The following is a 22,306-nucleotide window of genomic DNA, read 5'->3' on the forward strand; positions in this document are numbered from 1 at the left end:
CCGATGACCTTGCGTCACGTCCAGGGCAACGAGTACCGCGAAGAGCACGGCGGGGACTACGAGGACTTCGAGCCCGGCATGGTGATCCGGCACTGGCCGGGCCGCACCATCTCCGAGACCGACAACACCTGGCTGACCCTGCTCACCATGAACCAGCACCCGCTGCACTTCGACGAGCACTACGGCGCGGGCAGCGAGTACGGGCGGGTGCTCGTCAACAGCGGGATCACCCTGTGCCTGATCGGCGGCATGACCGTGCAGGCCCTGTCGGCGCGGGCCGTGGCGAACCTCGGCTGGGACAAGGTCCGCCTGCGGGAGCCGGTCTTCGTCGGGGACACGTTGTACGCCACCAGCCGCATCCTCGACAAGCGCCTGAGCCGGTCCCGGCCCGGCCAGGGCATCGTCACGGTGGAGACGACGGGCACGAAGTCCACCGGCGAGACGGTCATCGTCTTCGAGCGTTCCTTCATGGTCCGCTGCCGGGAGAGCTCCTCCTGACCTACGCCCCGGGCGCCGCCCCCTCGTGCAGCGCCACCGCGGCGGCGGTGTCCTCGATGGCCATCCCGACCGTACGCAGGACCGACGTCCGCCCGCCGACGCGCACCTCGCCGGTGACCAGCGCGCCCAGCTCGTGCAGGTCGTCCACGCCGATCAGGCCGGCGGCCAGGGCGGCGCGCACCTCGCCGGCGCCCTCCAGCGCCGCGGTCCGGTCCTCGACGACCGCCACGGCGCCGGCCAGCAAGGCAGGGTCGACTTCGATCGCGTCGGGGTGGGTGCCGCCGATGACGTTGACGTGGGCGCCGGGCGCCACCCAGTCCGCCTCCACCAGCGGCGTGTTGTCGCTGGTGGAGGTCGCCGTGCAGATGATCGCCGCGTCGGCGACGGCGGCCTTGGCGCTGTCGCAGACGCTCGCGTGCACCGGGTGGGGCACGACGTCGCCCACCCAGTCGGCGAACTGCTCCGCCCGGTCGCGGGTCCGCGAGAACACCCGGACGGTACGGATCCGGCGCACCGCCGCCACCGCGCGCACCAGGGCCCGCGCCTGCACCCCCGCCCCGATGACCGCGAGGTCCTCGGCGTCCTCGGCGGTGCACCAGCGGGTCGCCAGGGCGGCGACCGCACCGGTGCGGACGGCGGTCAGCTCCGCGCCGTCGAGCAGGGCCGTGATCTGCCCCGTGGTCAGGTCCGTCAGCGCGACGATCCCGTGGATCAGCGGCAGCCCGCGCCCGGGGTTGTCGGGGGTGAGCGTCGTGATCTTGACACTGCCCACCCCGCGCCGCTCCCAGACCGCGGGGCTGACCAGCAGGACCCGCTGGGGGCCGTGTTCGATGACGGTGCGCGCCGGGGAGTCGGTCCGGCCGGCAGCCAGGTCCGCGAACATCTCGCCCAGCGCGTCGATCACCCGCACCAGCTGGGGCGTACCCGCCATCTGCGCGGCGCCGACCGTCACCGGCGCGGTCACAGGGCAGCTTCCTCGGTGCCGAACCGGACGGCCCAGGCGTCCTCGCGGGACACCGTGGCACGGGCCATCCGGGCGAACGGCGGGCCGACCATGTTGCCGTCCAGCACCGCGATCCCGCCGTTGGCCGCCCGTACGGCCTCGGCCACCCGGCGCGCCAGGCGCAGGTCGTCCGCCTGGGGGCGCAGCACCCGGTTGATCTCGTCGAGCTCGCCCGGGTGCACCGTCGCCTTGCCGTGGAAGCCCAGCGCCCGCACCCGGGCGGTCTCCTGCGCCAGGACGGCCGGCTCGGCGAGCCGGAAGTTGGCGGTGTCGATGCAGGCGGTGCCGTGCCGCGCGCAGGCCAGCGCCATCGCCTGCCGGGCGGCGAGCATGGCCTCCCAGGTGATCTCGACCCCGAGCGTCGCGGCCAGGTCGGCCGAGCCGAGAACCAGCCCGTCACTGGCCGCGGCGATCGCGTCGATCTCCGCGACCGCCTCCACGGTCTCCACCGTCACGTAAATCTCCGGATGCGCGTCCGCGGAGGCCAGGATCCGCCGCAGCAGGGTCACCTCGGCCGCCGAGGTCACCATCGTCATCATGACGATGCCGGGCCGCACCGAGCCCTCCGTGAGCGCCACCAGGTCGTGCACCGCCGCGACGCTGCCCAGCTCGTTGATGCGTACCGCGACGTTCCCCGGCCGTGGCGCCTTCTCCAGGGCGGCCCGGCACACGGTGCGCGCGGCCGGCTTCTCGGCCGCCGGTACCGAGTCCTCCAGGTCGATCAGGTGGACGTCCGCGTCGTAGGACCATGCCTTCACGACCCGGTCCAGCGACAGCGCCGGGGTGTAGAGGATGCTGCGCGGGATCGCCCGCGCGGCGCCGGTCACCGGGTCACCGGCTCGGGTCGCGCGGCGGCGGCCGGGCGGGCGCCCGCCTCGACGAGCACGGAGCACAGCCGGGTGATCTGTTCCTCGGTCTGGCCCGCGCGCAGCATGACCCGCAGGCCGGCGGTGCCGCGCGCGACGATCGGGAAGAACACCGGCGAGGTGTAGAACCCGGCCGCGAAGACCCGCTGGGCCGCCTCGACGACGGTCTCGTCGCTCATCGGCACCACCCGGATCGGGTACGTGCTGCCGGACTGTTCGGTGGCGAGCAGCGAGTCGAACAGCGCGATGTTGGACCGCAGCCGCCCCTGCAACCGGGTGAGTTCCTCGGTGCGGTGGATCTCGGCCGAGGCGAGCGCGGCGCCCACCGCGGCGGCGTTCATCTTCTGCGAGTAGCCCAGGGGCCCGGCGAAGCGTTCGATGATCCGCCGGGTCTCCTTGGGGAAGCCGTCGAGCAGGATCGCCGTACCACCCGCCCCGAAGCCCTTGCTCAGGGTCGCGACGGTGATCGTCCGGTCGTCCCGCACCGGGCAGTGCGAGCGGACGTAGCCGATGCCGCGCTCGCCGTACGCCGACAGCGAGTGCGAGTCGTCGTAGAAGACCAGCATGTTGTACTTGTCCTGCAACACGGCCAGCTCCTCGACGGGCGCGTAGCCGCCGAGGCTGTCCGAGCCGTCCACGACGTAGCAGACGCGCTCGTAGGTGCGGCACATGTCCTCGAGGTAGTCGAGGTCGTGGTGGCGGCAGGTGACGACCTCGGTCTCGTCGGCGCAGTTCGGCTTGGCGTTGGCCATCGACACGTGGGCGTTCTTGTCGAAGACCATCAGCGGGCGGGTGCCGTTGCCGAGGTGCCCCGAGGCGATCAGCGGCAGCAGGCCGGTGCTGGCCGCCGCCGTGGAGATCGCGCTGATCACCATGGCGTCGAACAGCTCGCCCAGCGACTCCTCCAGCTCCAGCAGCACCGACGTCTGCACGCGGGTACGCGGGATGCAGTGGTCCAGCACACCGAATCGGCGCAGCGCGTCGACGGCCCCGTCGATCACCTTGGGGTGGGTGTCCAGGTCCAGGTAGGAGCAGACGGTGAAGTTGACGAACTCGTGGCCGTCGGCCATCCGGAACACGCCGTCGGAGAGGTCGCCGACGATGCCGGCGACCCCGTGCTCCTCGGAGAGGTTCCAGAAGGTGTTCCCCACACCGATGAGCTTGTCGTTGTTGCGGTAGCGGTGGGTGGGGGTGATGGTCTTGCGCTCGCTCATCAGGAGTTCACCTCGGTGGGCTTGTAGCTGTAGACACCCTTGACCCTCCGGTAGGCGTACGTGTACAGCGCGACGCCGAGCGCGTGCGGCCTGCGGAGGATCTTCTTCGACTTCAGCCAGAAATTGACGTTGATATTCATCTCGTCCAGCGACTCGGCCTGGTGCCACCAGCCGAGCGGCAGGTAGAGCATGTGGCCCGGTTCGAGGACGAAGTCACGGCGCTGGGCGAGCTTGGGCGCCAGCCTCGGATAGCGCGCCAGGTCCACGTTGTCCAGGTCGAAGACCCGGGACTTGTCCCCGAACCCACGCAGCACCGAGCGCGGGTAGTACTCGCGGGAACCGGGCGGGGCGATGATGAACCGCTTGCGGCCCTCCAGCGCGATGTTGAAGTTCTCGAACTCGTCGAAGTGGTTCTTGGTGAACACCCCGCGGTGGCTGATCCACAGGTTCGCCGCGTACAGCGTGTCGCCGTAGCCGAAGAACTTGTCCGCGTCGAAGCCGATGACGGCGTTCACGTCCGCCGGGCTGTTGCGGATGTTCGACACCACCCGGTGCCACGTGCCCGGGGTGGTCAGGTGGCGCTCGTCGGCGAAGAAGTCGCACAGCTTGATGTCGCGGGTCTCCCAGCGCCCCGGGTGGTTCTTGTCGCCCGGCTCGGTGAACAGGGTGACGGTCATGTCGGCCAGCCGGCTCGCCACGCCCTCCCGGCCGAGCCCCTGCACGTCGCCCGGCAGCGCGATCACCACGGGCACGTCGGCCTTGAACAGGCCGCCGGGACCGACGGCCATGAACTCGTCGAACGTCATGCGGGCCACGGGGACACCCGCCGACCCGTTCGCGTTGGACACTGCGTCCGAAACTCCCATGTCGCCTTTCCTCACTGCCGGGGCCGCGGTGCGCGGCCGGTCACGTGGTGACCCTACGGGCGCTCAGCTCCGCCACCACGTCCACGATCAGGTCCTCCTGGCCGGCGATGGCCTGCCGCCTGCCGAGTTCGAAGAACACGTCACGCGCGTCGACGCCGGCACGGCCGGACAGCTCGACCACCCGGTGCTTGAACCCGGAGAACACCCCGGCCAGGCCGCTCACGATGGACATCGAGGCGGTCACCGGCGGCGCGGGCATGAGTTCGCGTTCCGCGAGGTCGGCGGCGTCGAGGAGCGCGTACAGGTCGATGCCGGTCGAGAACCCGCTGCGCTCCAGCACGGGAACGAGCACCTCGAGCTGGGTGTTGCCCGCCCCGGCGCCGAAGCCGCGCGCGCAACCGTCGATGATCAGGGCGCCGGCCTGCGCCGCGGCCACCGAGTTGGCGACGGCCATGCCGAGGTTGTCGTGGCCGTGGAAGATCACCGGCGTGTCGACCGCCGCGGCGATCGCGCCGATCCGCGCGGTGACGTCGGCGGGCAGGAAGTGGCCCGCCGAGTCCATGATCCCGACCGCCTGCGCGCCGTACGCGACGGCCTGCGCGGCGTGCTCGGCCAGTTCGTCGGGGGACGCCATGTGGCTCATCATCAGCACGCAGTGCGCCTCGGCGCCGGCCTCGCGCAGGACGTCGAGGTGGCGCTCGGCCAGCGACGTCTCGGTGGCGTGCACACCGATGCGGACGACGTCGGCGCCGTGGCCAATCGCGCGCCGCAGGTCGTCGGAGGTGCCCCAACCCGGCAGCATGAACACGCCCATCCGGCTGTGCCGCAGCGCCTCCCGGACCGTCGACAGCATCTCGTCGTCGCTGACCGCCGCCTGCCCGACCTGCAGGGACGACGCGCCGAGGCCGTTGCCGTGGCCGACCTCGACCACCGGGATCCGCGCCGCGTCCGCCGCCTCCGCGTACCGGCGCAGGGCGAGGGCCCCGAGCTGGTGGCGGACCGCGTGCTGGCCGTCGCGCAGCGTCGGGTCGTGGATCACGACGTTCCTCATCGGGCCGCCTCCGTCCGGGCGGACCGGCCCAGCCGGGCCGCGTGCTGCTCGGCGACCAGGATGGCGGCCGAGTTGATGATGTCGAGGTTGCCGGCGTACCGGGGCAGCACGTCGCTGTGGGCGGTGACCTGGAGGGCGACCGTCACCCGGTCGTCGACCACCGTGCAGGCGGTCACCGCGTAGCCGGGGGCGAACGACCGCACCTGCTCGGCCACCGGGTCCACCGCCGCACGCACCGCGGCGACGTCGGCGCCGGGAATCCGCGCGTGCACGGCCGTGCGGAACGTCGCCGGCGGCACCGCCGGGCTGATGTTGAGGATCGCCTTGACGTCGGGCACGCCGGAGAACGTCGTGACGGCGTGCCGGGTGGTCGCCACGTACTCGTCGAGGTTCAACCGCGTGCCGCGGCCCGCGACGTCGCTGGCCACCGTCGAGACGACCTCGATGTAGCTCACCGGGAAGCGGGCGGCGAGCGCGTGCGCGACCGGGATGGACGCCTGACCGCCGCAGCTGATCAGGTTGATGTTGCGCCCGGTCGCCGCCTCCACCCCGGTCACGGTCGGCACCACCATCCGGCCCGCCCTGCTGGGTGTCAGGTCGACCACCAGCGTGCCGAGCGGCTCCAGCAGCGACCAGTGGCGCAGGTGCGACGCCGCGTTGGTGGCGTCGAACACGACGTCGAACGCGTCCCCCGCCGCCAGCACGGCGTCGATCCCGGCGGCGCTGACGGGGTAGCCGAACCGCTCGGCGTGCCGCAGGCCCGCCGAGTCCGGATTGCGCCCGGCCACGAGTCGACAGTCCAGCAGGGAGGAACGGTGGATCTTGCTGATCAGGTCCTGGCCGATCGCCCCGGTGCCGATGACGGCGACGGTGGCGGGTTCGACGAGGCGGACCTCGGCGTCGGTCACGTCCGCGGTGAGACTCAAGGCGTGCCTCCAGGGCGCCGGAGCCGGCCGGTCCGCGACCACCGGGCGAGGGAGCGGCGGGTACGGGTCGGGTGGCTCGCGGATTCCGGGTCGTAGGTTCTCAAGTAGGTCGTCCTCACCAGTCGATGTGCACGGCGGCCCGGGCGGAACCTCGTGCGGCACCACGGGGGCCGGGTGCGCGGGGTCGGCGTGCCGGACGTCGCCCAGCCGTGCCGTCTCCCGGGTGCGGGTGCCCGGACGACCCGCGCGACGCCCACTGCGGCGCGACCGCCCTCGCGGGCGTCGCGGCCGGTGGGTCGTCGGAAGAGACGGGTGCGCCGGGCGCATGTCGGGACACGTCGTGACCGGGAGTCGTCCGGCGGATTCCGTTCGCTCGGAATTGCCGCTTCGTCGAACAACAATCGGACATATAGCTTGATCTCAGAAGTCTCGACGTAATATCCGAAGGAGCCCCCGTCTACAAGCACGACAACCGATGCGGCCGTTGCGCTCCACGTCAGCCGCAGCGTTCCGCCGGCATCGAAGCTATCAGATGACCGCGCCGAGTGAACCTGGCTGTTGGGTCACTCTCACGACAGTCCACGTTGGGGTGTGACGGCGCCGACGGCACTGCGCCGTCGACGCCGGCACGACCATTTGCGACTATCTTCGTCAGCCCACCGTGCTGGCATTTTCGGACGGTCCGGTCGAATTGTCGACGGCGGTGGATCGGCAGCTCGAAAGGGGGGATGGAATTCATCGACCGCCGCCCGCCGGCGAAGCCCGACCGGCGACGGACGACGATCACCGCCGCACCCCCCCCCTGCCGGCCCCGCCCGGCCCGGACCGGACGCGCCACCCGCCCCGAAAGGACACACCATGACGACCACCCGGCCGCCCGCAGTGAGCAGGTCGCCACTGGGCCGCGCGTACGCCGAGCACCTCGCCCGGAGCGCGTCGACGGACCACCCGACCGCCGCCGCCCTGGCCTCGGTCATCCTCGAGCCGTACCGGGACCGGTTCATGAGCGGCCCCGCCTTCCTGGCGGAGAGCGAGTGCCGGGCCGTCGCCCGGGACCTCCGCACGGTCTACGACCTGCTGCGCGCCCTGCCGGAGCGGGTGTTCGGCGGAGACCTCACCGCGCTGGCCGAGGCCGTCGGCATGGATCCCCGGCAGACGGCGCTGATCACGCGCGGCGCCCGCGCCGGGTCGCTCGTCCCGCTGGGCCGCGCCGACCTCTACCACGACGGCTCGGGCTTCCGCCTGCTCGAGTTCAACCTCACCAGCGCCCTCGGCGGCTTCGAGTGCGCCGACATCAACCGGGCGATGCTGGCGTACCCGCCGCTGCGGGAGTTCGTGGACGGACACCGGCTCCGGTACCGGGACACGCTGGGCTGCATCGTGCGGACGATGTACGCCGAGTGCGCCGCGATGATCCCCGCGGACCGGCCGCCCGTCGTCGCCGTGGTGGACACGACGGAGAACTTCCCGATCGTGGGCGGCCGGCTCGAGGTGCTCGCCGAGATGCTCGCCGGGTACGGGATCGAGGGGATCGGCTGCCACCTCGGCCAGTTCACGTACCCGCAGGGCCGGCCGACCGTGGCGGGCCGCGCCGTCGACGTCGTCCTGCGCTACTTCCTGCCCGAGGACCTGGCCGACCCGGCGGTGGAGGCCCAGGTGGAGCCGCTGCTGGTCGCCGCGGAGCAGGAGAAGGTCGGCCTGTTCAGCCGCCTGGACGCCGAGCTCTACGGCAACAAGGGCACCCTGGCCATGCTCTCCGACGACCGGCACCGGGGCCTGTTCGACGCCGACGAGCTGGCCTGCCTCGACCGGATCCTGCCGTGGACCCGGCACGTACGCCCGCGCGGCACCGATCCCGAGGGGGCCGAGGTCGACCTGCTCGCCTACGCCCGCGCCCGGCAGGACGAGCTGGTCCTGAAGCCGACGCTGCTGCACGGGGGCAACGGCGTGCTCGCCGGCTGGACGGTGGACGCCGACGAGTGGCGGTCCCGGCTCGACTCCGCGCTGGACGGCCCGTTCGTGCTGCAACGCCGGGTCCGGCCCGCCGCCGAACCGTTTCCCGACGGCGCGGGCGGCGTGCAGGACCTCTACCTCAACTGGGGGGTCTACCTGGCCGACCGCGACGTCGTGGACGAGGACGGATACGCCGGCTGCCTCGTCCGTGGCAGCACCGACCCGGGAGTCGGGGTGGTCAGCATGGCCGGCGGCGCGAGGATCGGCTGCACCTTCCACGGCGGCTGAGCGCCCGCCACCGGCCGGGTGCGGGCGGTCGCGCCCGCACCGCCGCCTGCCGGGCACCGGATCGCGGTGCCCGGCGGGCTAGCGGTGCGCGCCGGTTGCGTGGGCAGCCGGAGGCGGTCACCCGCCCGGCCGGAGGGGCCGGCACGGCCGGGCGCTCAGCGCCCGCGCGTGCCGGCCCACACGTGGCGGGGCGCTCAGGCACCCGCCCCGGAGCGCACCCGGTCGATCCAGGCCTCGACGTCGTCGGCGGTACGCGGCATGGCCGACGACAGGTTCTCGTGGCCGTCCTCGGTGACCAGCACGTTGTCCTCGATACGGACGCCGATGCCACGGAACTCCGCCGGCGCCAGCAGGTCGTCCGCCTTGAAGTACAGGCCGGGCTCGACGGTGAGGATCATCCCGGGCTTCAGCTCGCCGTCCATGTACTCCTGCCGCAGCAGCATCTGGCAGTCGTGCACGTCCATGCCGAGGTGGTGGGACGTGCCGTGGACCATCCACCGCCGGTGCCAGCCGCCGCGCTCGCGGTCCAGGGTCTGCTCGAGGGTCACCCCCTCCGGCAGCAGCCCCCACTCGTACAGCCGTCGGGCAATGACCACGTTCGCGGCGGCGTGGATGTCGCTGAACTTGTTGCCCGGCTTCACCGCCGCCAGGCCGGCCTCCTGCGCCTCCAGGACCGCCTCGTAGATCTTGCGCTGCACGTCGGTGAAGCGACCGGTCACCGGGAGGGTGCGCGTGATGTCGGCGGTGTAGAGGGAGTCGACCTCGACACCGGCGTCCACCAGGATGAGGTCGCCCTCGCGGACCGGCCCGGTGTTCTTCGTCCAGTGGATGGTGTTGGCGTGGTCGCCGGACGCGCAGATGGTCTCGTAGCCGATGCCGTTGCCGTCGTGGCGGGCGTACAGGCCGAAGAGGCCCTCGACCCACCGCTCGCCGCGCTCCTTGCCGACGGCCTCGGGCAGCCCGGCGATGATGGCCTCGAAGCCCCGGTGGGTGGCGGCGATCGCCTTGCGCATCTCGCCCACCTCCCACTCGTCCTTGAGCAGGCGCATCCCCGAGAGGTGGCGGGCCAGCTCCTCGTCCGCCTCGTGCTGCTGCGTCACCGAGGCGGGCGTCTCCGCCTGGGCCCGGGTCTCGTCGACGAGCCGGGCGAGCTCGCCGTCGGCCCCCCGCACGACGCGCACCACGGTCGCGCCGGCGTCCTTGGCCAGGACGTCCGGGAGCGAGTCGATGTGCCGGGTGCCGATGCCCAGCCGCTGCTCGATCTCGCGCATCGTCGGGCGGGGCCCGACCCAGAACTCGCCGAACCGGGAGTCCGCGAAGAACTCCTCGCTGTCGCGCGGCGCGAGCGGCCGGAAGAACAGGATCGCCTCGTGGCCGTCGGGCCGGGGGTCCAGCACCAGGACGCTGTCGGGCTCGGTGTCGAACCCGAGGCCGGTCAGCCAGGCGAAGGCCGTGTGCGGCCGGAAGGTGTAGTCGGTGTCGTTGCTGCGCACCTTGAGGCCGCCGGCGGGGATGATGAGGCGCTCGCCCGGGAACCGCCGTGACAAGGCCGCCCGACGGCGGGCCGCGTGGTCGGCGACCTCCGCCCGCGGGACAGGTGCCGCATCCGGACTGGCCCAACCGGAGGCGATGAAAGCGCGGAACGCGTCGCTCGTCGGGGTGTTGCGGTGGCTGGCTTTCACCTGCTCGTCGCTTGTCATGGTCGCATCCTGCCACGCGCTCGGGAGCCTCGGCAAAGCCGTCGCGACCCTCGACTGTGGCTCCTGCGGCGGCACGGCGGCACGGGTGGTCCGCGGTCGTCGCCGCCGGGCGTCCGCCGCGGGCGCGGGTATCGGATTCGCATCGGCGGAGCGCCTTCCGCGCCACCGCGCCACGGCGGGGGCGACCTGCGTCGACCCCGGGGCCGGCAGTGGCGACGCCACCGCCCGTACCGGTCGACCCGGCGGCCCTCGCCGTGGCGTCGGCGCACGTCGCCGCCGGGTGTGCCGGGGGGCGGCGGGGCGTTCGAGCGGGCGACGGCCCGGGGCCTAGCTGTCCTCGTAGACGAGGTCCATGACGTCGGTGCGTCCGGCCCAGCGCAGTTCGAGGTGCCAGCAGCCGGCCCGCGGCATGTCGATGATCGACGGGCCCGGGCCGCCGGCGACCTCCCGGGTCACCCGGGTTCCGGTGCCGTCCAGGGTCGCGGTGATCCGCAGGGCGTCCGGGGTGGTCGCGGCGGGGGGCGTCGCGGCGGGACGGGCGACCCAGAGGATCTTGTTGTTCGTCCCGTGCTTCCTGGCCCGGGCCAGCGGGTGTCCGAACAGCACCGCGACGATCTCGCCGCTCGCGCCGAAAACGTGCGGCATCCGGGTGCTCCCGCTGAACCCGGCGTCCGCCCAGTCGGGCAGCGGCCCCGTCTCGACCCGGGAACCGCAGCCGGTGGTGGCACCACCCGACGCCGCGCCCGCCGACGCCGTCACGGCCGGGGAGGCCGCCTGCGGGACGGGCCGCCCCGCTGTCGTGCACCCCGCCAACAGGACCACTGTCCCCAGCAACACCCTGCGCGCCGCACCCATCTCACGCCTCCCGACGACCTGCTCGTGCTCTGCACTGTCAGGACACCGGCCGGCTCCCCCGGGTTCCCGGCCCGGGCCCTCCGGGTGGCGGGCCGGCACCGGCACGACCGCCCTAACCGAGTGACCGGGCGATCTCGATCGCCTCGGGCCTGGTGAGGTCGCCCTCGATCCGATAGCTGACGTCGGCCTCCTGCCAGATCAGGGTCGAGGCGGCGAGCCGCGCGGTCTCCACCCGGACGGCGCCCGCGCGGTCCACGTAGGAGACCGGATGCGGGGCGCCGATCCAGACGGCGAAGCCGCCGTTCACCTGGACCCAGCTGGTTCCCACCGCGCTGCTCTCCTTGTGGAAGGCCAGGTCGAGACGGCCGTCGAAGGCGTCGATGCGCAGCGCTCCCCCGCGGTAGAGCAGCGTCGCCACCCGGCAGAAGCCCGCGCCGTCGGGGTCGGCGACCAGCACCTGCTCGGGCGGGCCCAGCCTCGTCGGCGTGCGGACGGGGAAGCGCACCTTCCGCTGCGCCTCGGCCACGGTGGTGAGCCGCTGCGTCGGCAGTGGCGAGGCGGCGCCGGTGGGACGCGCCGGATCGGGCGTCGTGGCGATCGTGATTCCGGCGAAGCGCAGCAGCCCGGCGGCGGCGTCGGCGAGGGCGGCGCGCCCCGGCGGCAGCGCCGCCACGACCAGGACGGTGAGCGCCGCGGCGACGAGGTGGCGCCACCGGCGTCGCCTCGGCGCGGGCGCGGCGAGGCGGGCGCGTACCCGGGCGGTCACGTCGGGCGGGTCGGGCGTCTCCAGCCAGGCGGAGAGGTCGCGCAGTTCGCGTTCGAGGTCATCCACGGCGCACCTCCGCGACGTCGAGCAGGCCGCGGAGCTTCGCCAGCGCCCGGGAGGTCCGCGACTTCACCGTGCCGCGCGGCCAACCCAGCATGGTCACGGTCTCGTCCTCGCTGAGGTCGAGGAAGAACCGGCACACGATCACCTCGCGGTCCTTCACCGACAGCGAGCGCAGGGCCCGCACCAGGGTGGCCCGGCGTTCCCCGGCGAGGACGGCCTCGACGGCGGCGTCCTCGCCGATCTCCGCGTGCGGGTCCGCGGCGGCGGCGCGCAGGGCGAGCCCGTCGCGCCGGCTGCGCGACCGGTGCAGGTTGCGGGTCTCGTTGGCCACGATCGCCATCAGCCACGACCGGAACGACGACTCTCCCCGGTAGCGGGAGATCTTGCGGTGTCCCTTCACGAACGCCTCCTGGATGACGTCCTCCGCGTCCGGACCGGCGCCGAGCAGCACCGCCGTCCGGTACGCGGATGCGGTGTGCCGGGCGACCAGGAGTTCGTACGCCTCCAGGTCGCCCGCCCGGGCACGGGTGACCAGGTCTTCGTCGTTCAGGGGAACCTCCGGTGGGGACACACTCATGACACCGCCGACGCCCCGCGGGTTCCGCCGCGTCGAGGGAGATGTCCGGTCGCCGGCCTCCGCCGACCGCTCCGGGTCCGACCGGACCTGTAGCAAACCTTCTTGACGATTCATCGATGCGTAGCTAAGTTTCAGCCATCCGGACTGGGAGGTCGTCGTCCATGAAGGCCCGACTCGTTACCGCGACCGTCCTGGTGGCCACCCTGTCGACCACCCTCGCGCCGCTGCCCGTCCAGGCCTCCGCGGCACCCGCGCGTCCACCGGGCGGCGAGCACGGCTGGGTCACCTCGACACTGCGGCACATGAGCCTGACGCAGAAGGTCGGCCAACTCTTCGCCACCTACGTCTACGGCGCTGACGCCACCGAGCCCTCGGCCGCCGACCGCGCCGCCAACCGCGCGGCGTTCGGTGTCGAGACGCCGGCCGAGGTCGTCGACGAGTTCCACCTCGGCGGCGTCTGCTACTTCTCGTGGTCCCACAACCTGGACAGCCCGCGCCAGATCGCCGACCTCTCCAACGGGTTGCAGCGTGCCGCCGTCGGCGACGGCACGAAGGGGCGGGTGCCCCTGCTCGTCTCCACCGACCAGGAGCAGGGCGTGGTGCTGCGGATGCCCGCCCCCGCCGCGCAGTTCCCCGGGTCGATGGCCCTGGGGGCCGGGCGGTCGCCCCGGGCCGCCCACGAGGCCGCGAAGATCACCGGACGCGAGCTGCGCGCGGTCGGCATCCACCAGCCGTACGCACCGATCGCCGACGTCAACGTCGACCCCGGCAACCCGGTGATCGGCGTACGGTCCTTCGGCGCCGACCCCACCCTGGTGGCCGAGCTGACCGCCGCCCAGGTCGCCGGGTTCCAGGAGGGAGCCGGCGCGACGGCGGTGGCGAAGCACTTCCCCGGCCACGGCGACACGGCGACGGACAGCCACACCGACCTGCCGGTCATCGACCACACTCGACAGGAGTGGGACCGGATCGACGCGCCGCCGTTCCGGCGGGCGATCGACGCCGGCGTCGAATCGATCATGACGGCGCACATCGTGGTGCCCGCGCTCGACCCCTCCGGCGACCCGGCGACGCTGTCGCCGACGATTCTCAACGGCGTGCTGCGCGGCGAGCTCGGTTTCCGGGGAGTCATCGTCACCGACGCGCTGAACATGGCCGGCGTGCGCCGCAAGTACGGCGACGACCGGGTGCCCGTGCTGGCCCTCAAGGCCGGCGCCGACCAGCTCCTGATGCCGCCGGACCTGCGGCTGGCCCGGGACGCGGTGCTGCGGGCCGTCGCCACCGGCGAGCTGACCGAGCGGCGCGTCGACGAGTCCGTCCGGCGCATCCTCGCCCTGAAGTACCGGCAGGGCCTCGCCCGGTCGCCGCTGGTCGACGTCGAGCAGGCCGTACGCACGGTCGGGGCGCCCGCGCACCTCGCCGCCGTGGCACGGGTCACCGATCCGACCCTCACCGCGGTCCGCAACGACACGGGGCTGCTGCCGCTGTCCCCCGGGCAGCGGTCGGTGCTGGTCACCGGCTGGAACAGCGCCGCCTTCGCGCCGGTCGAGACCGTCGCCGACGGGTTCACCGCCCGAGGCGCCCGGGCCACCGCCCGGCCCGCGACCCTGCCGTCGGATCAGACGATCGCCGCGACGGCCGCGGCCGCCGCCGAGCACGACCTCACCGTCGTGCTGACCAACAAGGCGTGGGACACGACCGTCACCGATCCACGCGGCACCCAGCGGCGGCTCGTCGCCGCGCTGCTCGGCACGGGCCGGCCCGTGGTGGTGGTAGCGGTCCGGGACCCCTACGACGTCGCGTACCTGCCGGGCGTGACCACCTACCTGGCGACCTACTCGTACACCCGGGCGGCGATGGACGCCCTCGTCCGTGCGCTGCACGGCGAGTTGTCCCCCCGTGGACGGCTTCCCGTCACGATCCCCACGGCCGAGGGTGCGGGCACCGTGCTCTATCCCTACGGCCACGGCATGAGCTGGTAGGAGGCAACCCACCATGTCGTCGCTCCGCCCCTTCGCGATCGGCCTGACCGCGGCCGTCCTGGGCGCGGCCCTTCCGGCCACGGCGGCCGGTGCCGCGCCGCCGCCGGCCGGATCGGCGCCGCCGGTCGTCACGCCCGCCGACATCACGTTCCGGCACGACACGCTGCGGCCGGGCCACGCCCGCGAGGTCGGCCTGCTCCCCGAGCACGTGGATCGCCTGCCCGCCGACCTGGCGGCATACCTCGAGCCGACGCCGGATCACCCCGGCCATCCCGCGTACGCGGGTGCCGTGGTCCTGGCGGCCAAGGACGGCGTGGTCGTGCAGCACGCCGCGGTGGGCTCCGCGGTGCGGTACGCCGCCGTCGGCCCGCCGCCCGGGCTGCAAGGGGTGGAACTCCCCGCCGACGAGCAGATCCCGATGCGGCCCGACACCATCTTCGACCTGGCGTCGGTGTCGAAGCTGTTCACCGCCATCGTGACCATGCAGCAGGTCGAGCGGGGACGGGTGGACCTCGACGCGCCGGTCGCCCGGTACGTCCCGGAGTTCGCGGCCGGCGGCAAGGCGGCCGTCACCGTACGGATGCTGCTCACCCACACCTCGGGGCTGCCCGCCTTCGCGCCGCTGTGGAGCAGGTACCCGACGCCGGCGGAGCGCTTCGCCGCCGCGCTCGCCACGCCACTCACGCCCGGTGCGCAGCCCGGTACCCGGTACGTGTACTCCGATCTCGGGCTGATCGCGCTGGGCGTGCTGGTGGAACGGGTGACCGGCCGGCCGCTGGCCGCGCTCGTCGCCGACGGCGTCACCACGCCGCTGGGCATGACCGACACCGGCTACAACCCGGGGCCGGAGCGGCGGTCGCGGATCGCCGCGACCGAGTACCAGCCGTACGCCGGACGGGGCATGGTCCACGGTGAGGTGCACGACGAGAACGCGTGGTCGCTCGGCGGCGTCGCCGGGCACGCGGGGGTGTTCTCCACGGCGGCGGACCTGGCCGTGCTCTGCCAGTCCCTGCTCAACGGCGGCGAGTACCGGGGACGACGGATCCTGCGCGCGGACACGGTGCGCGCGATGCTGGTCAACCACAACGCCCCGCTGGAGCAGGGCTACCCCGAGAGCGACCGCGGGCTGGGCTTCGAGCTCGACAAGCACTGGTACATGATGGGGCTCTCCTCCCCGGTGGCGTTCGGGCACACCGGCTTCACCGGGACGTCGATCGTCGTCGACCCGCTCTCCCACTCGTTCGTCATCCTGCTCAGCAACCGGGTGCACCCCGATCGCGGCTGGGGCAGCAACAACGTCGCCCGGCGCGCCGTCGCGCGCGATCTCGCCGAGGCGACGCCGGTGCGGCCCCGGTCCCGCGAGGCGTGGCGGGCCGACCCGCGCGACCTCGCGACGGTGACCCTCACCGCCCCGCTGCGCCGGGCGGCGCGGGGCGGCGCCACGGCGAGCTTCCTGCTCTGGTACGACACCGAGCCCCGCTACGACAGCGCCCGGTTCGAGGTCTCCACCGACGGCGGGTCGACGTGGGCTCCGGGACGGCTGCTGCTGCGGCACTCCGACCGGCGGTGGAGCAGCGACGGCACGGTCACCGGCTACGGCGGCCGGGTCTGGTGGCAGGTCTCGGTCGAGTTGCCCGACCGGGCGACCCACCTGCGCTTCAGCAGCACCACCGACGCCTCCAGCCAGGGTCGCGGCGTATACGTCGACCGGATCGTGGCGGCGGACCGCGACGGGCTCCTCTTCCAGGGCGAGGGCGGCGACGCCGCCCGGCTCGTCCCCGTCGGCTGGTCGCCTGCCCGCACCTGACCCGACCACGGCGCGCGCCCCGGCCCGCGTCGCCTGTGCCGCCACCGTTCGGGCAAGGGCCCGCAACGTCGACAGGAGTTTCCACACCGCCACGGGCGGCTGCCGGGGCCTGACGATTCGCCGGGTTCGACGCGGGCCCCGCTCGCACCCGCCGGGCAATTGTCGGTCGCCGAAACCGCGCGCCCGGAGAACATCGCGCCGAAAAGGGTCAAGCCGCCATGAAGGGCCACGACCCGACTCGGCACGCCGAATGCAGTCAATTTATCGACGCCAACGCGTCACCGTTTTTAACCGAAGCGAGACGAGTCACCACTAGGGTCAGGAAACCAATTGATCGGTGTCGTGGCTGAAATCGTCCCCGGAGTGGGTGGGACACCGGAAGGGGTGGGAATGAGGGGGGTGGCTCCGCTGGTCATCGGCATTGCCTCCTCGCCGGCCGAACGCAGGCAGCTTGCACGTCTGCTCGGCGGGACCGAGGCGTTTCTGATCGTCTCGAGCGTCGATCAGGCGCGCACGTTCCTCGGCGTGCCCGGTGCGCCGGTGGCGCGGTCCGAGCCCGTCGCGGCGGCCGAGCCGGCCGTCACGGCGAGGCCCGTCGTGGCTACCGAGCCCGTCGCGGCAGCCGAGCGCGTCGGGACAGCCGAGCGCGTCGTGGCGGCCAGGCCCGTCGTGACGGCCGAGCCGGTCGTGGCGGCCAGGCCCGTCGTGACAGCCGAGCCCGTCGTGGCGACCAGGCCGGCCGTGGCGGCCGGGCCCGTGCCGGGCGCCGTGGCACCGCCGCCGGCCGACCTGAGCGTCGACTCCGACCGACGGATGCTGCGCTGGCTGGACCGCGAGGTCGAGTTGACCCGCCTGGAGCACGACTTCCTGCGGTGCCTGGTCGGCGCGCCCGGGCAGGTCTGGACCTACGAGCGGCTGCACCTCGAGGTCTGGGGCAACGTGCACCTCGGGCGGGGCTCCGACATGCACTCGGTGGTGCGCAGGGTGCGGGGCAAGCTCGCCCGGCTGGACGCCTCGGCGGCGATCCACGCGGTCCGCGGGGTCGGCTTCCGCCTCGCGCCGGTCTGACCCGTCCGGCCTCTTCGGAGCCCCGACGCGGCCCGGCCCGCCTGGTGGGAAACCAGGCGGGCCGGACCTGTCGGCTGACGTTCGGTGTCAGCAGCGGACGGGCGACAACGCGAAGTCCTCCACCGTGGGCGCGGTGGTGTTGATCCTCGTCTGCCGGGTCTGGGGCTTCCAGTTGTCCTTGGCGACGATCATCGTCAACGGGTTGTTCCGACGGTCCAGCCAGTAGGCGTACCTGCCCTCGGCGTCCGTGGCGAACGTCCAGGACATCGCCCACGAGTCGACCTGGACGGTGGCACCGGAGAGCGGCGAGCCGGCGCCCTGGCAGCTCGTCCCGGTGACCGTGCCCATCAACTTGCCCCAGGTCGTCGGCTGGAGCACGTTCATCGTGACCGCCACCGGCTCCACCGCGTACGGGGTGTTCTCCTTGATGGCGACCGAGGCGGTGTAGGTGCCGGGCTGGTCCACGTTCGCCGTCATGCCGACGTTGACCGTGACGGCCTCGCCCGGCGCCAGGGTGGCCGCCGTCTTGTCGACCGTCATCCAGCTGACGTCGGCGGTGCTGGCGGCGCACTCCTCGAAGCCCGGCAGCGCCTCGCTGTCCCGCGTCGCGGTGAAGCCGCCGGAGGAGCCGCCGACCTTGTAGAAGCCGCACGCCGCGCCGCCGCGGTACCGCGCCGTGTTGGCGTTCGGCAGGCTCGACCACGAGGAGGTGGCCGGGTCGTAGGCGAAGCCCACGTTGGTGATGGCGCCGCCCTGCGAGCCGCCGACGACCAGGAACTTGCCGTTGGCCACGGCGAACGAGCTGGCCCAGTTGTCGGCCGGCGCGTCCGCGATGGCCGTCCAGGTGTTGGCGCCCGGGTCGTAGGCGTAGCTCGCCTTCTGCGCGGCGGAGCCGTCGTTGCCTCCGGTGCAGTAGACGATGCCGTCGATCCCGCCGCAGGAGACGAAGGCCACCGACTTCGGGTAGTCGGCCAGGGTCTCCCAGCTGTCGTCGGCCGGGTCGTAGCGCACGACGTCGTTGGACATCGGCGTGCAGGACGCCGTGGTGCAGCCGCCGATGGCGTACAGCTTGCCGCCCGCGACCGCCTGGCCCGCCGCCGAGCGCGGCGCGGGGTTGTCGGCCTTCTCCGTCCAGGTGTTGGCCGCCGGGTCGTACGACCAGGTGGTGCCGTCCGGGCCGGCCGCCGCCCACCCGCCGGTGGCGATGATCCTGCCGTCCAGGACGCCCACCGTCATGGCGGTACGCGCGCCGGGCAGATCGGCGATCGCGGTCCAGGTCTGCGCGACCGGGTCGTAGGCGTAGTTCTTCGCCGAGGACGCCGAGCCGGTGCCGCCGGCGATGGAGTACACCTTGCCGCCGAGGTTGACCACCCGGTTGTCCATCACCACGGCCGGGTAGTTGGCGATGTCGGTCCAGGGCGCGGCCTGCGGGCCCGCCTCGGGCGACGCCGCCGCCGTCGACTTGCCGGACGTCTTCGCCGCGAACGAGGTCGGGACCTCGAGCCGCTGCACCGGCGCGCCCTGGGAGCCGAGCACCTCCTGCTTGCTCATCCGGGACCCGTCGGCCCGCAGCAGCTCGAACCCGCCGTCGCGCTCACTGAACTCGACCGCGACCGGGGCCCCGCCGGTGTTGGTCACCGTGAACGCCTTGGTGACCTTGCCGCTGGGCATCCGGACCGTCCCGGCCACCTGGGTCGGCTTGACCGACAGGCGGCCGGCCGCCAGCTGGAAGTTCGCGGCGGTCGCCCAGTCTGCCTGGACGTCGACCTGCTTGCTCTGGCTGACGTAGCTGCCGGCGCGGGCGGTGAACGGGTGGGTGTCCGTCAGCGACGAGAACAGCCAGTAGAAGCCGTCCGCCAGCCCCGGGTCGTCCGGGGTCGCCACGGTGGTGGCCTTCTCCGTCGGCCGGTCGTCGCTGGTGACGGTGGCGCCGTTGACGTAGCCGTTGTCGTTCTTGTCGCGGACGTGGCCGAGCACCAGGCCGCCGTCGATCGGCTCGCAGGTGAGCTGGCTGCCGATCAGGACGTTGTCGACCCCCCACCACCACTCGTACGAGGCGTCGTAGTAGCGGAACCGGACCCGTGCCTGGGCCTGGCCCGCGGCCTGCGGGATGGCGACCTGGGTCACCTTCGGGCCGCGGACGTCGGCCGCCTGCCGGAGCACGTTGGTCCACGTGGTCCCGCCGTCGAGGCTGAGGTCGACGTCGGCGCGGTCGCTGCCCAGCCAGTTGTAGTCCTGGTTGAACCGGATCACCGGTGCCGTGACGCCGGTCAGGTCGACGACCGGGCTGACGAGCGAGGTGTCCTGCTTGCCGCCGGAGCCGTACTCGTCGCTGTCGACGATCGCGAAGTTGCCGGTGCCGCCGGTCAGGTTGCCGCGGGCGCCGTCGTCGGTGAACTTCCAGACCTGGCCGCTGGCGGCGTGGTCCACCACGGACCAGCCGGCCGGCACGGTGCTGCCGTCGAAGGTCTCGTACTCGCCGTCGGAGCCGAACCGGTAGCCGGGCGCGGTCGTGCAGGCGTCGGTCCGCACCAGCACCGCCACGTTGGCCGTGGCGTTACCCGTGCCGACCACGACCTGCTTGGTCACCGTCTGGTAGCCCGGGTACTGCGGCTCGACCTTCAGGTCGTAGGTGGTGCCGGCCGGCAGCTTGAGGCTGTAGCGGCCGTTGACGGGGGTGGTGTAGTCGGACACGCCCGACGGACCCTCCACGGTCACCTTCGCGTAGAGCGGCCAGCCGTGTCCGGAGCCGTCGGTGACGGTGCCGCTGACGGTGACGCTCGGCACGGCCGTCAGCGCCACGTCGACGGTCGTGGTCGCGTTGCGGGCGACCGCTGCCGGCGTCGTCTTGGCCTGGTAGCCGAACGCCGCCACGGCGACCTGGTAGTCGCCGACCGGAAGCAGGGACGAGTACGTCCCGTCGGACCCGGTGGTCAGCTCGCGGTCCGCCGCGCCGGTCAGGGTCACCGTGGCGCCCGCGATCGGCGCGCCGGTGGTCGCGTCCGTGACCTTGCCGGCCAGGGTGCCGGTGTCGCCGATCGGGGCGGCGTTGAGCAGCGTCAGCGCGTCCAGCCGGCCCTCGCCGAACACGTTGTTGTCGTCGGCGGTGCCGCCGCACTGGGCGTCGGCCTTGTCGATCGCCGAGTTGTCCAGCAGCGCGCGGGTGGCGGTGACGTCGCCGACGAGCGCCGGCGCGGCCGACCACAGCAGCGCGATCGCGCCCGCGAGGTGCGGGGCGGCCATCGAGGTGCCGTTGTAGCTGGCGTACCCGCCGCCCGGGATGCTCGACCGGACGTTCACCCCGGGTGCCGCGATGTTGGGCTTGATCTCGCCGTTCTGGCCGGCGCCACGGGACGAGAAGCTGGCGATGTTGTTGTTCACGTCGTAGGCGCCGGCGGAGTAGTTGCTGACCAGGCTGCCCGGTGAGCCGCTGGTCTGGCAGGCCGACCCGCTGTTGCCGTTGGACCACACGCCGAAGATGCCCGACGCGGTCCAGGCCAGCGTCACGTCCTCCATGAACGGGTCGTTGGAGGGCAGCGTGGTTCCCCACGAGTTGTTGATGATGTTCGGCCGCTTGCTGGCGTCCGGGTTCTGGCCGTTGAGGTCCGTCGGCTCGAGCATCCACTGGCCGGAGGTGACCAGCGCCGCGTCGCTCGGGCAGCAGCCGTTGGCCGCGATCCACTTCACGTCGGGTGCGACGCCGATCTGGTTCGCACCGGCGGAGCCGGCCATCGTGCCCATCGTGTGGGTGCCGTGGCCGTTGGTGTCGCAGGGCGCGGCGCAGGAGCCGGTGGCCCGGTACCAGTTGTAGTTGTGGTCGAACGTGCCGTCGCCGTTGTTGCCCCGGTAGGAGTTGACCAGCGCGGGGTGGTCGAACTGGACCCCGGTGTCGATGTTCGCCACCGTGATGCCGGCGCCCTTGGCGCCGTACTGGGACCAGACGTCGTCGGCGTTGATGTTCGCGATGCCCCACTCGAGGGCGTTGACCGTCTTCTCGTCGGTGCCCTCGGTGACCTCGGGAACCTTGTAGGCGACCGGGGCGTACAGGCCCTCGACCTCGGCGTGCGCGGCGAAGCTCTGCGCCATCGTCAGGGAGCCGCCGCTGACCTTGATCGCGTTGGTCGCCCAGAAGGTCTCGTACTTCGTCCCCGAACCGTCGAGCTCGGCGCGGATCTTGGACTGGCTGCTGGCGGCGGCCTTCTTCAGCGCGTCGGCGACGGCGGTGCCGCGCTTGGCCCAGTCCTTGATCGCGGCGGCCTCGCTGAGGTCCGCCCTGTCCTTGAAGCGGATCCAGAAGTCGCCCTCGGTCTTGCCCTGGAGTTCCTTCGTGAGCTCCGGCCTGATCTTGTCGGACGGGGAGGCCTGTGCGCCTGACCCGGTCGCGGCCAGGCCTGTCGCGGCGAGGATCATCGCCGCTCCGGCGCTCACCAGAGATCTGGCTAAGCGCCTTGCGGGTGGACGTGTGAACATCGGTGGTGCCTCCTCCAGAACGACCCAGAGTGGAACGAGCCATGGTGGAAGGTGCAGGGGGCCGGCTCCGTTCGGATGATCCGGATCCGACCCCTACATGCCCCCCAGGCACCGCGCGGGTCGCGCCGGCTGCCCGTCTGGACACTATGATCGACAAGAATGGACGATCAAGAACTTGCCGTAAGCAATCTGTCACTAGCTGTTGGCCGGCGAATGGGGAGCTTGCCAATGATTGTCACGGTCATGACGAAGATGGGCAGAGGCTGCCCATAGTTTCCGGGTGGGTGCTGTGGGGGCACGCGACGAAGGCACTACGCCGGACGGACCAGCTCCGGCCGACGAACCATTTCCGC

At 72.7% G+C, this 22,306-nt stretch carries 16 protein-coding genes; 5 read left to right on the top strand and 11 right to left on the bottom strand.

The window, feature by feature from the left end; genetic code table 11:
- Positions 1 to 3: 3 nt before the first annotated feature.
- A complete protein-coding gene (locus AB0883_RS26060) occupies positions 4 to 498 on the top strand; it encodes a MaoC family dehydratase (protein WP_121398517.1) in 495 nt (164 codons plus the stop codon).
- Between the two features lies 1 nt (position 499).
- On the opposite strand, the gene AB0883_RS26065 is transcribed toward AB0883_RS26060, so the two are convergent.
- The 6 genes from AB0883_RS26065 to AB0883_RS26090 form a co-directional block, all read right to left on the bottom strand.
- Positions 500 to 1,462, bottom strand: a complete 963-nt coding sequence (locus AB0883_RS26065; protein ID WP_366643962.1) for an NAD(P)-binding domain-containing protein — start codon at positions 1,460 to 1,462, stop codon at positions 500 to 502.
- On the bottom strand, positions 1,459 to 2,328 hold the full coding sequence (locus AB0883_RS26070; protein WP_366643963.1) for an aldolase/citrate lyase family protein: 870 nt from the start codon (positions 2,326 to 2,328) through the stop codon (positions 1,459 to 1,461). The genes AB0883_RS26065 and AB0883_RS26070 overlap by 4 nt, the downstream gene beginning before the upstream one ends.
- Positions 2,325 to 3,581: an aminotransferase class I/II-fold pyridoxal phosphate-dependent enzyme gene (locus tag AB0883_RS26075; protein WP_366643964.1), complete on the bottom strand. Its 1,257-nt coding sequence runs from the start codon at positions 3,579 to 3,581 to the stop codon at positions 2,325 to 2,327. Before AB0883_RS26075 ends, AB0883_RS26070 begins: the two co-directional genes overlap by 4 nt.
- On the bottom strand, positions 3,581 to 4,387 hold the full coding sequence (locus AB0883_RS26080) for a cupin-like domain-containing protein (protein ID WP_366644054.1): 807 nt from the start codon (positions 4,385 to 4,387) through the stop codon (positions 3,581 to 3,583). Before AB0883_RS26080 ends, AB0883_RS26075 begins: the two co-directional genes overlap by 1 nt.
- A 100-nt stretch (positions 4,388 to 4,487) precedes the next feature.
- Positions 4,488 to 5,498, bottom strand: a complete 1,011-nt coding sequence (gene dmpG / locus AB0883_RS26085) for a 4-hydroxy-2-oxovalerate aldolase (RefSeq protein WP_366643965.1) — start codon at positions 5,496 to 5,498, stop codon at positions 4,488 to 4,490.
- Positions 5,495 to 6,424 carry an acetaldehyde dehydrogenase (acetylating) gene (locus AB0883_RS26090; RefSeq protein WP_366643966.1) on the bottom strand — a complete coding sequence of 310 codons (930 nt, stop codon included), beginning with the start codon at positions 6,422 to 6,424 and terminating at the stop codon, positions 5,495 to 5,497. Before AB0883_RS26090 ends, dmpG begins: the two co-directional genes overlap by 4 nt.
- An 858-nt stretch (positions 6,425 to 7,282) precedes the next feature.
- On the opposite strand from AB0883_RS26090, the gene AB0883_RS26095 reads away from it, so the two are divergent.
- Positions 7,283 to 8,665, top strand: coding sequence for a hypothetical protein (locus AB0883_RS26095; protein ID WP_366643967.1), 1,383 nt, complete (start codon positions 7,283 to 7,285; stop codon positions 8,663 to 8,665).
- 194 nt (positions 8,666 to 8,859) lie between these two features.
- Here AB0883_RS26095 and AB0883_RS26100 read toward each other — a convergent pair whose 3' ends face one another.
- The 4 genes from AB0883_RS26100 to AB0883_RS26115 form a co-directional block, all read right to left on the bottom strand.
- Positions 8,860 to 10,365 carry an aminopeptidase P family protein gene (locus AB0883_RS26100; RefSeq protein WP_366643968.1) on the bottom strand — a complete coding sequence of 502 codons (1,506 nt, stop codon included), beginning with the start codon at positions 10,363 to 10,365 and terminating at the stop codon, positions 8,860 to 8,862.
- Positions 10,366 to 10,692: 327 nt separating this feature from the next.
- Positions 10,693 to 11,124, bottom strand: coding sequence for a hypothetical protein (locus AB0883_RS26105; RefSeq protein ID WP_366643969.1), 432 nt, complete (start codon positions 11,122 to 11,124; stop codon positions 10,693 to 10,695).
- 208 nt (positions 11,125 to 11,332) lie between these two features.
- Positions 11,333 to 12,052 (bottom strand): hypothetical protein, encoded by a 720-nt coding sequence (locus tag AB0883_RS26110; protein WP_366643970.1) that lies wholly within the window; start codon positions 12,050 to 12,052, stop codon positions 11,333 to 11,335.
- Positions 12,045 to 12,626, bottom strand: a complete 582-nt coding sequence (locus AB0883_RS26115) for an RNA polymerase sigma factor (RefSeq protein ID WP_233599919.1) — start codon at positions 12,624 to 12,626, stop codon at positions 12,045 to 12,047. The genes AB0883_RS26110 and AB0883_RS26115 overlap by 8 nt, the downstream gene beginning before the upstream one ends.
- A gap of 161 nt (positions 12,627 to 12,787) precedes the next feature.
- On the opposite strand from AB0883_RS26115, the gene AB0883_RS26120 reads away from it, so the two are divergent.
- The 3 genes from AB0883_RS26120 (at position 12,788) to AB0883_RS26130 (ending at position 17,483) form a co-directional block, all read left to right on the top strand.
- Positions 12,788 to 14,608 carry a glycoside hydrolase family 3 protein gene (locus AB0883_RS26120; protein WP_366643971.1) on the top strand — a complete coding sequence of 607 codons (1,821 nt, stop codon included), beginning with the start codon at positions 12,788 to 12,790 and terminating at the stop codon, positions 14,606 to 14,608.
- A 13-nt stretch (positions 14,609 to 14,621) separates the two neighbouring features.
- A complete protein-coding gene (locus AB0883_RS26125; RefSeq protein ID WP_366643972.1) occupies positions 14,622 to 16,415 on the top strand; it encodes a serine hydrolase in 1,794 nt (597 codons plus the stop codon).
- Positions 16,416 to 16,745: 330 nt separating this feature from the next.
- Positions 16,746 to 17,483, top strand: a complete 738-nt coding sequence (locus AB0883_RS26130; protein ID WP_366643973.1) for a winged helix-turn-helix domain-containing protein — start codon at positions 16,746 to 16,748, stop codon at positions 17,481 to 17,483.
- An 87-nt stretch (positions 17,484 to 17,570) separates the two neighbouring features.
- Here the strand turns inward: AB0883_RS26130 and AB0883_RS26135 are convergent, their stop codons facing one another.
- On the bottom strand, positions 17,571 to 21,911 hold the full coding sequence (locus AB0883_RS26135; protein ID WP_366643974.1) for a S8 family serine peptidase: 4,341 nt from the start codon (positions 21,909 to 21,911) through the stop codon (positions 17,571 to 17,573).
- Positions 21,912 to 22,306 lie beyond the last annotated feature (395 nt).

The sequence above is a fragment of the Micromonospora sp. NPDC047812 genome (assembly GCF_040704175.1).
Lineage (GTDB): Bacteria > Actinomycetota > Actinomycetes > Mycobacteriales > Micromonosporaceae > Micromonospora.

What these genes read in the sequence shown, in the direction of transcription:
- AB0883_RS26060 (WP_121398517.1), top strand. Translation starts at nt 4, where the DNA reads ATGACCTTGCGTCACGTCCAGGGCAACGAGTACCGCGAAGAGCACGGC.
- AB0883_RS26075 (WP_366643964.1), bottom strand. Translation starts at nt 3,581, where the DNA reads ATGAGCGAGCGCAAGACCATCACCCCCACCCACCGCTACCGCAACAAC.
- AB0883_RS26080 (WP_366644054.1), bottom strand. Translation starts at nt 4,387, where the DNA reads ATGACGTTCGACGAGTTCATGGCCGTCGGTCCCGGCGGCCTGTTCAAG.
- dmpG (WP_366643965.1), bottom strand. Translation starts at nt 5,498, where the DNA reads ATGAGGAACGTCGTGATCCACGACCCGACGCTGCGCGACGGCCAGCAC.
- AB0883_RS26095 (WP_366643967.1), top strand. Translation starts at nt 7,283, where the DNA reads ATGACGACCACCCGGCCGCCCGCAGTGAGCAGGTCGCCACTGGGCCGC.
- AB0883_RS26100 (WP_366643968.1), bottom strand. Translation starts at nt 10,365, where the DNA reads ATGACAAGCGACGAGCAGGTGAAAGCCAGCCACCGCAACACCCCGACG.
- AB0883_RS26115 (WP_233599919.1), bottom strand. Translation starts at nt 12,626, where the DNA reads ATGAGTGTGTCCCCACCGGAGGTTCCCCTGAACGACGAAGACCTGGTC.
- AB0883_RS26120 (WP_366643971.1), top strand. Translation starts at nt 12,788, where the DNA reads ATGAAGGCCCGACTCGTTACCGCGACCGTCCTGGTGGCCACCCTGTCG.
- AB0883_RS26125 (WP_366643972.1), top strand. Translation starts at nt 14,622, where the DNA reads ATGTCGTCGCTCCGCCCCTTCGCGATCGGCCTGACCGCGGCCGTCCTG.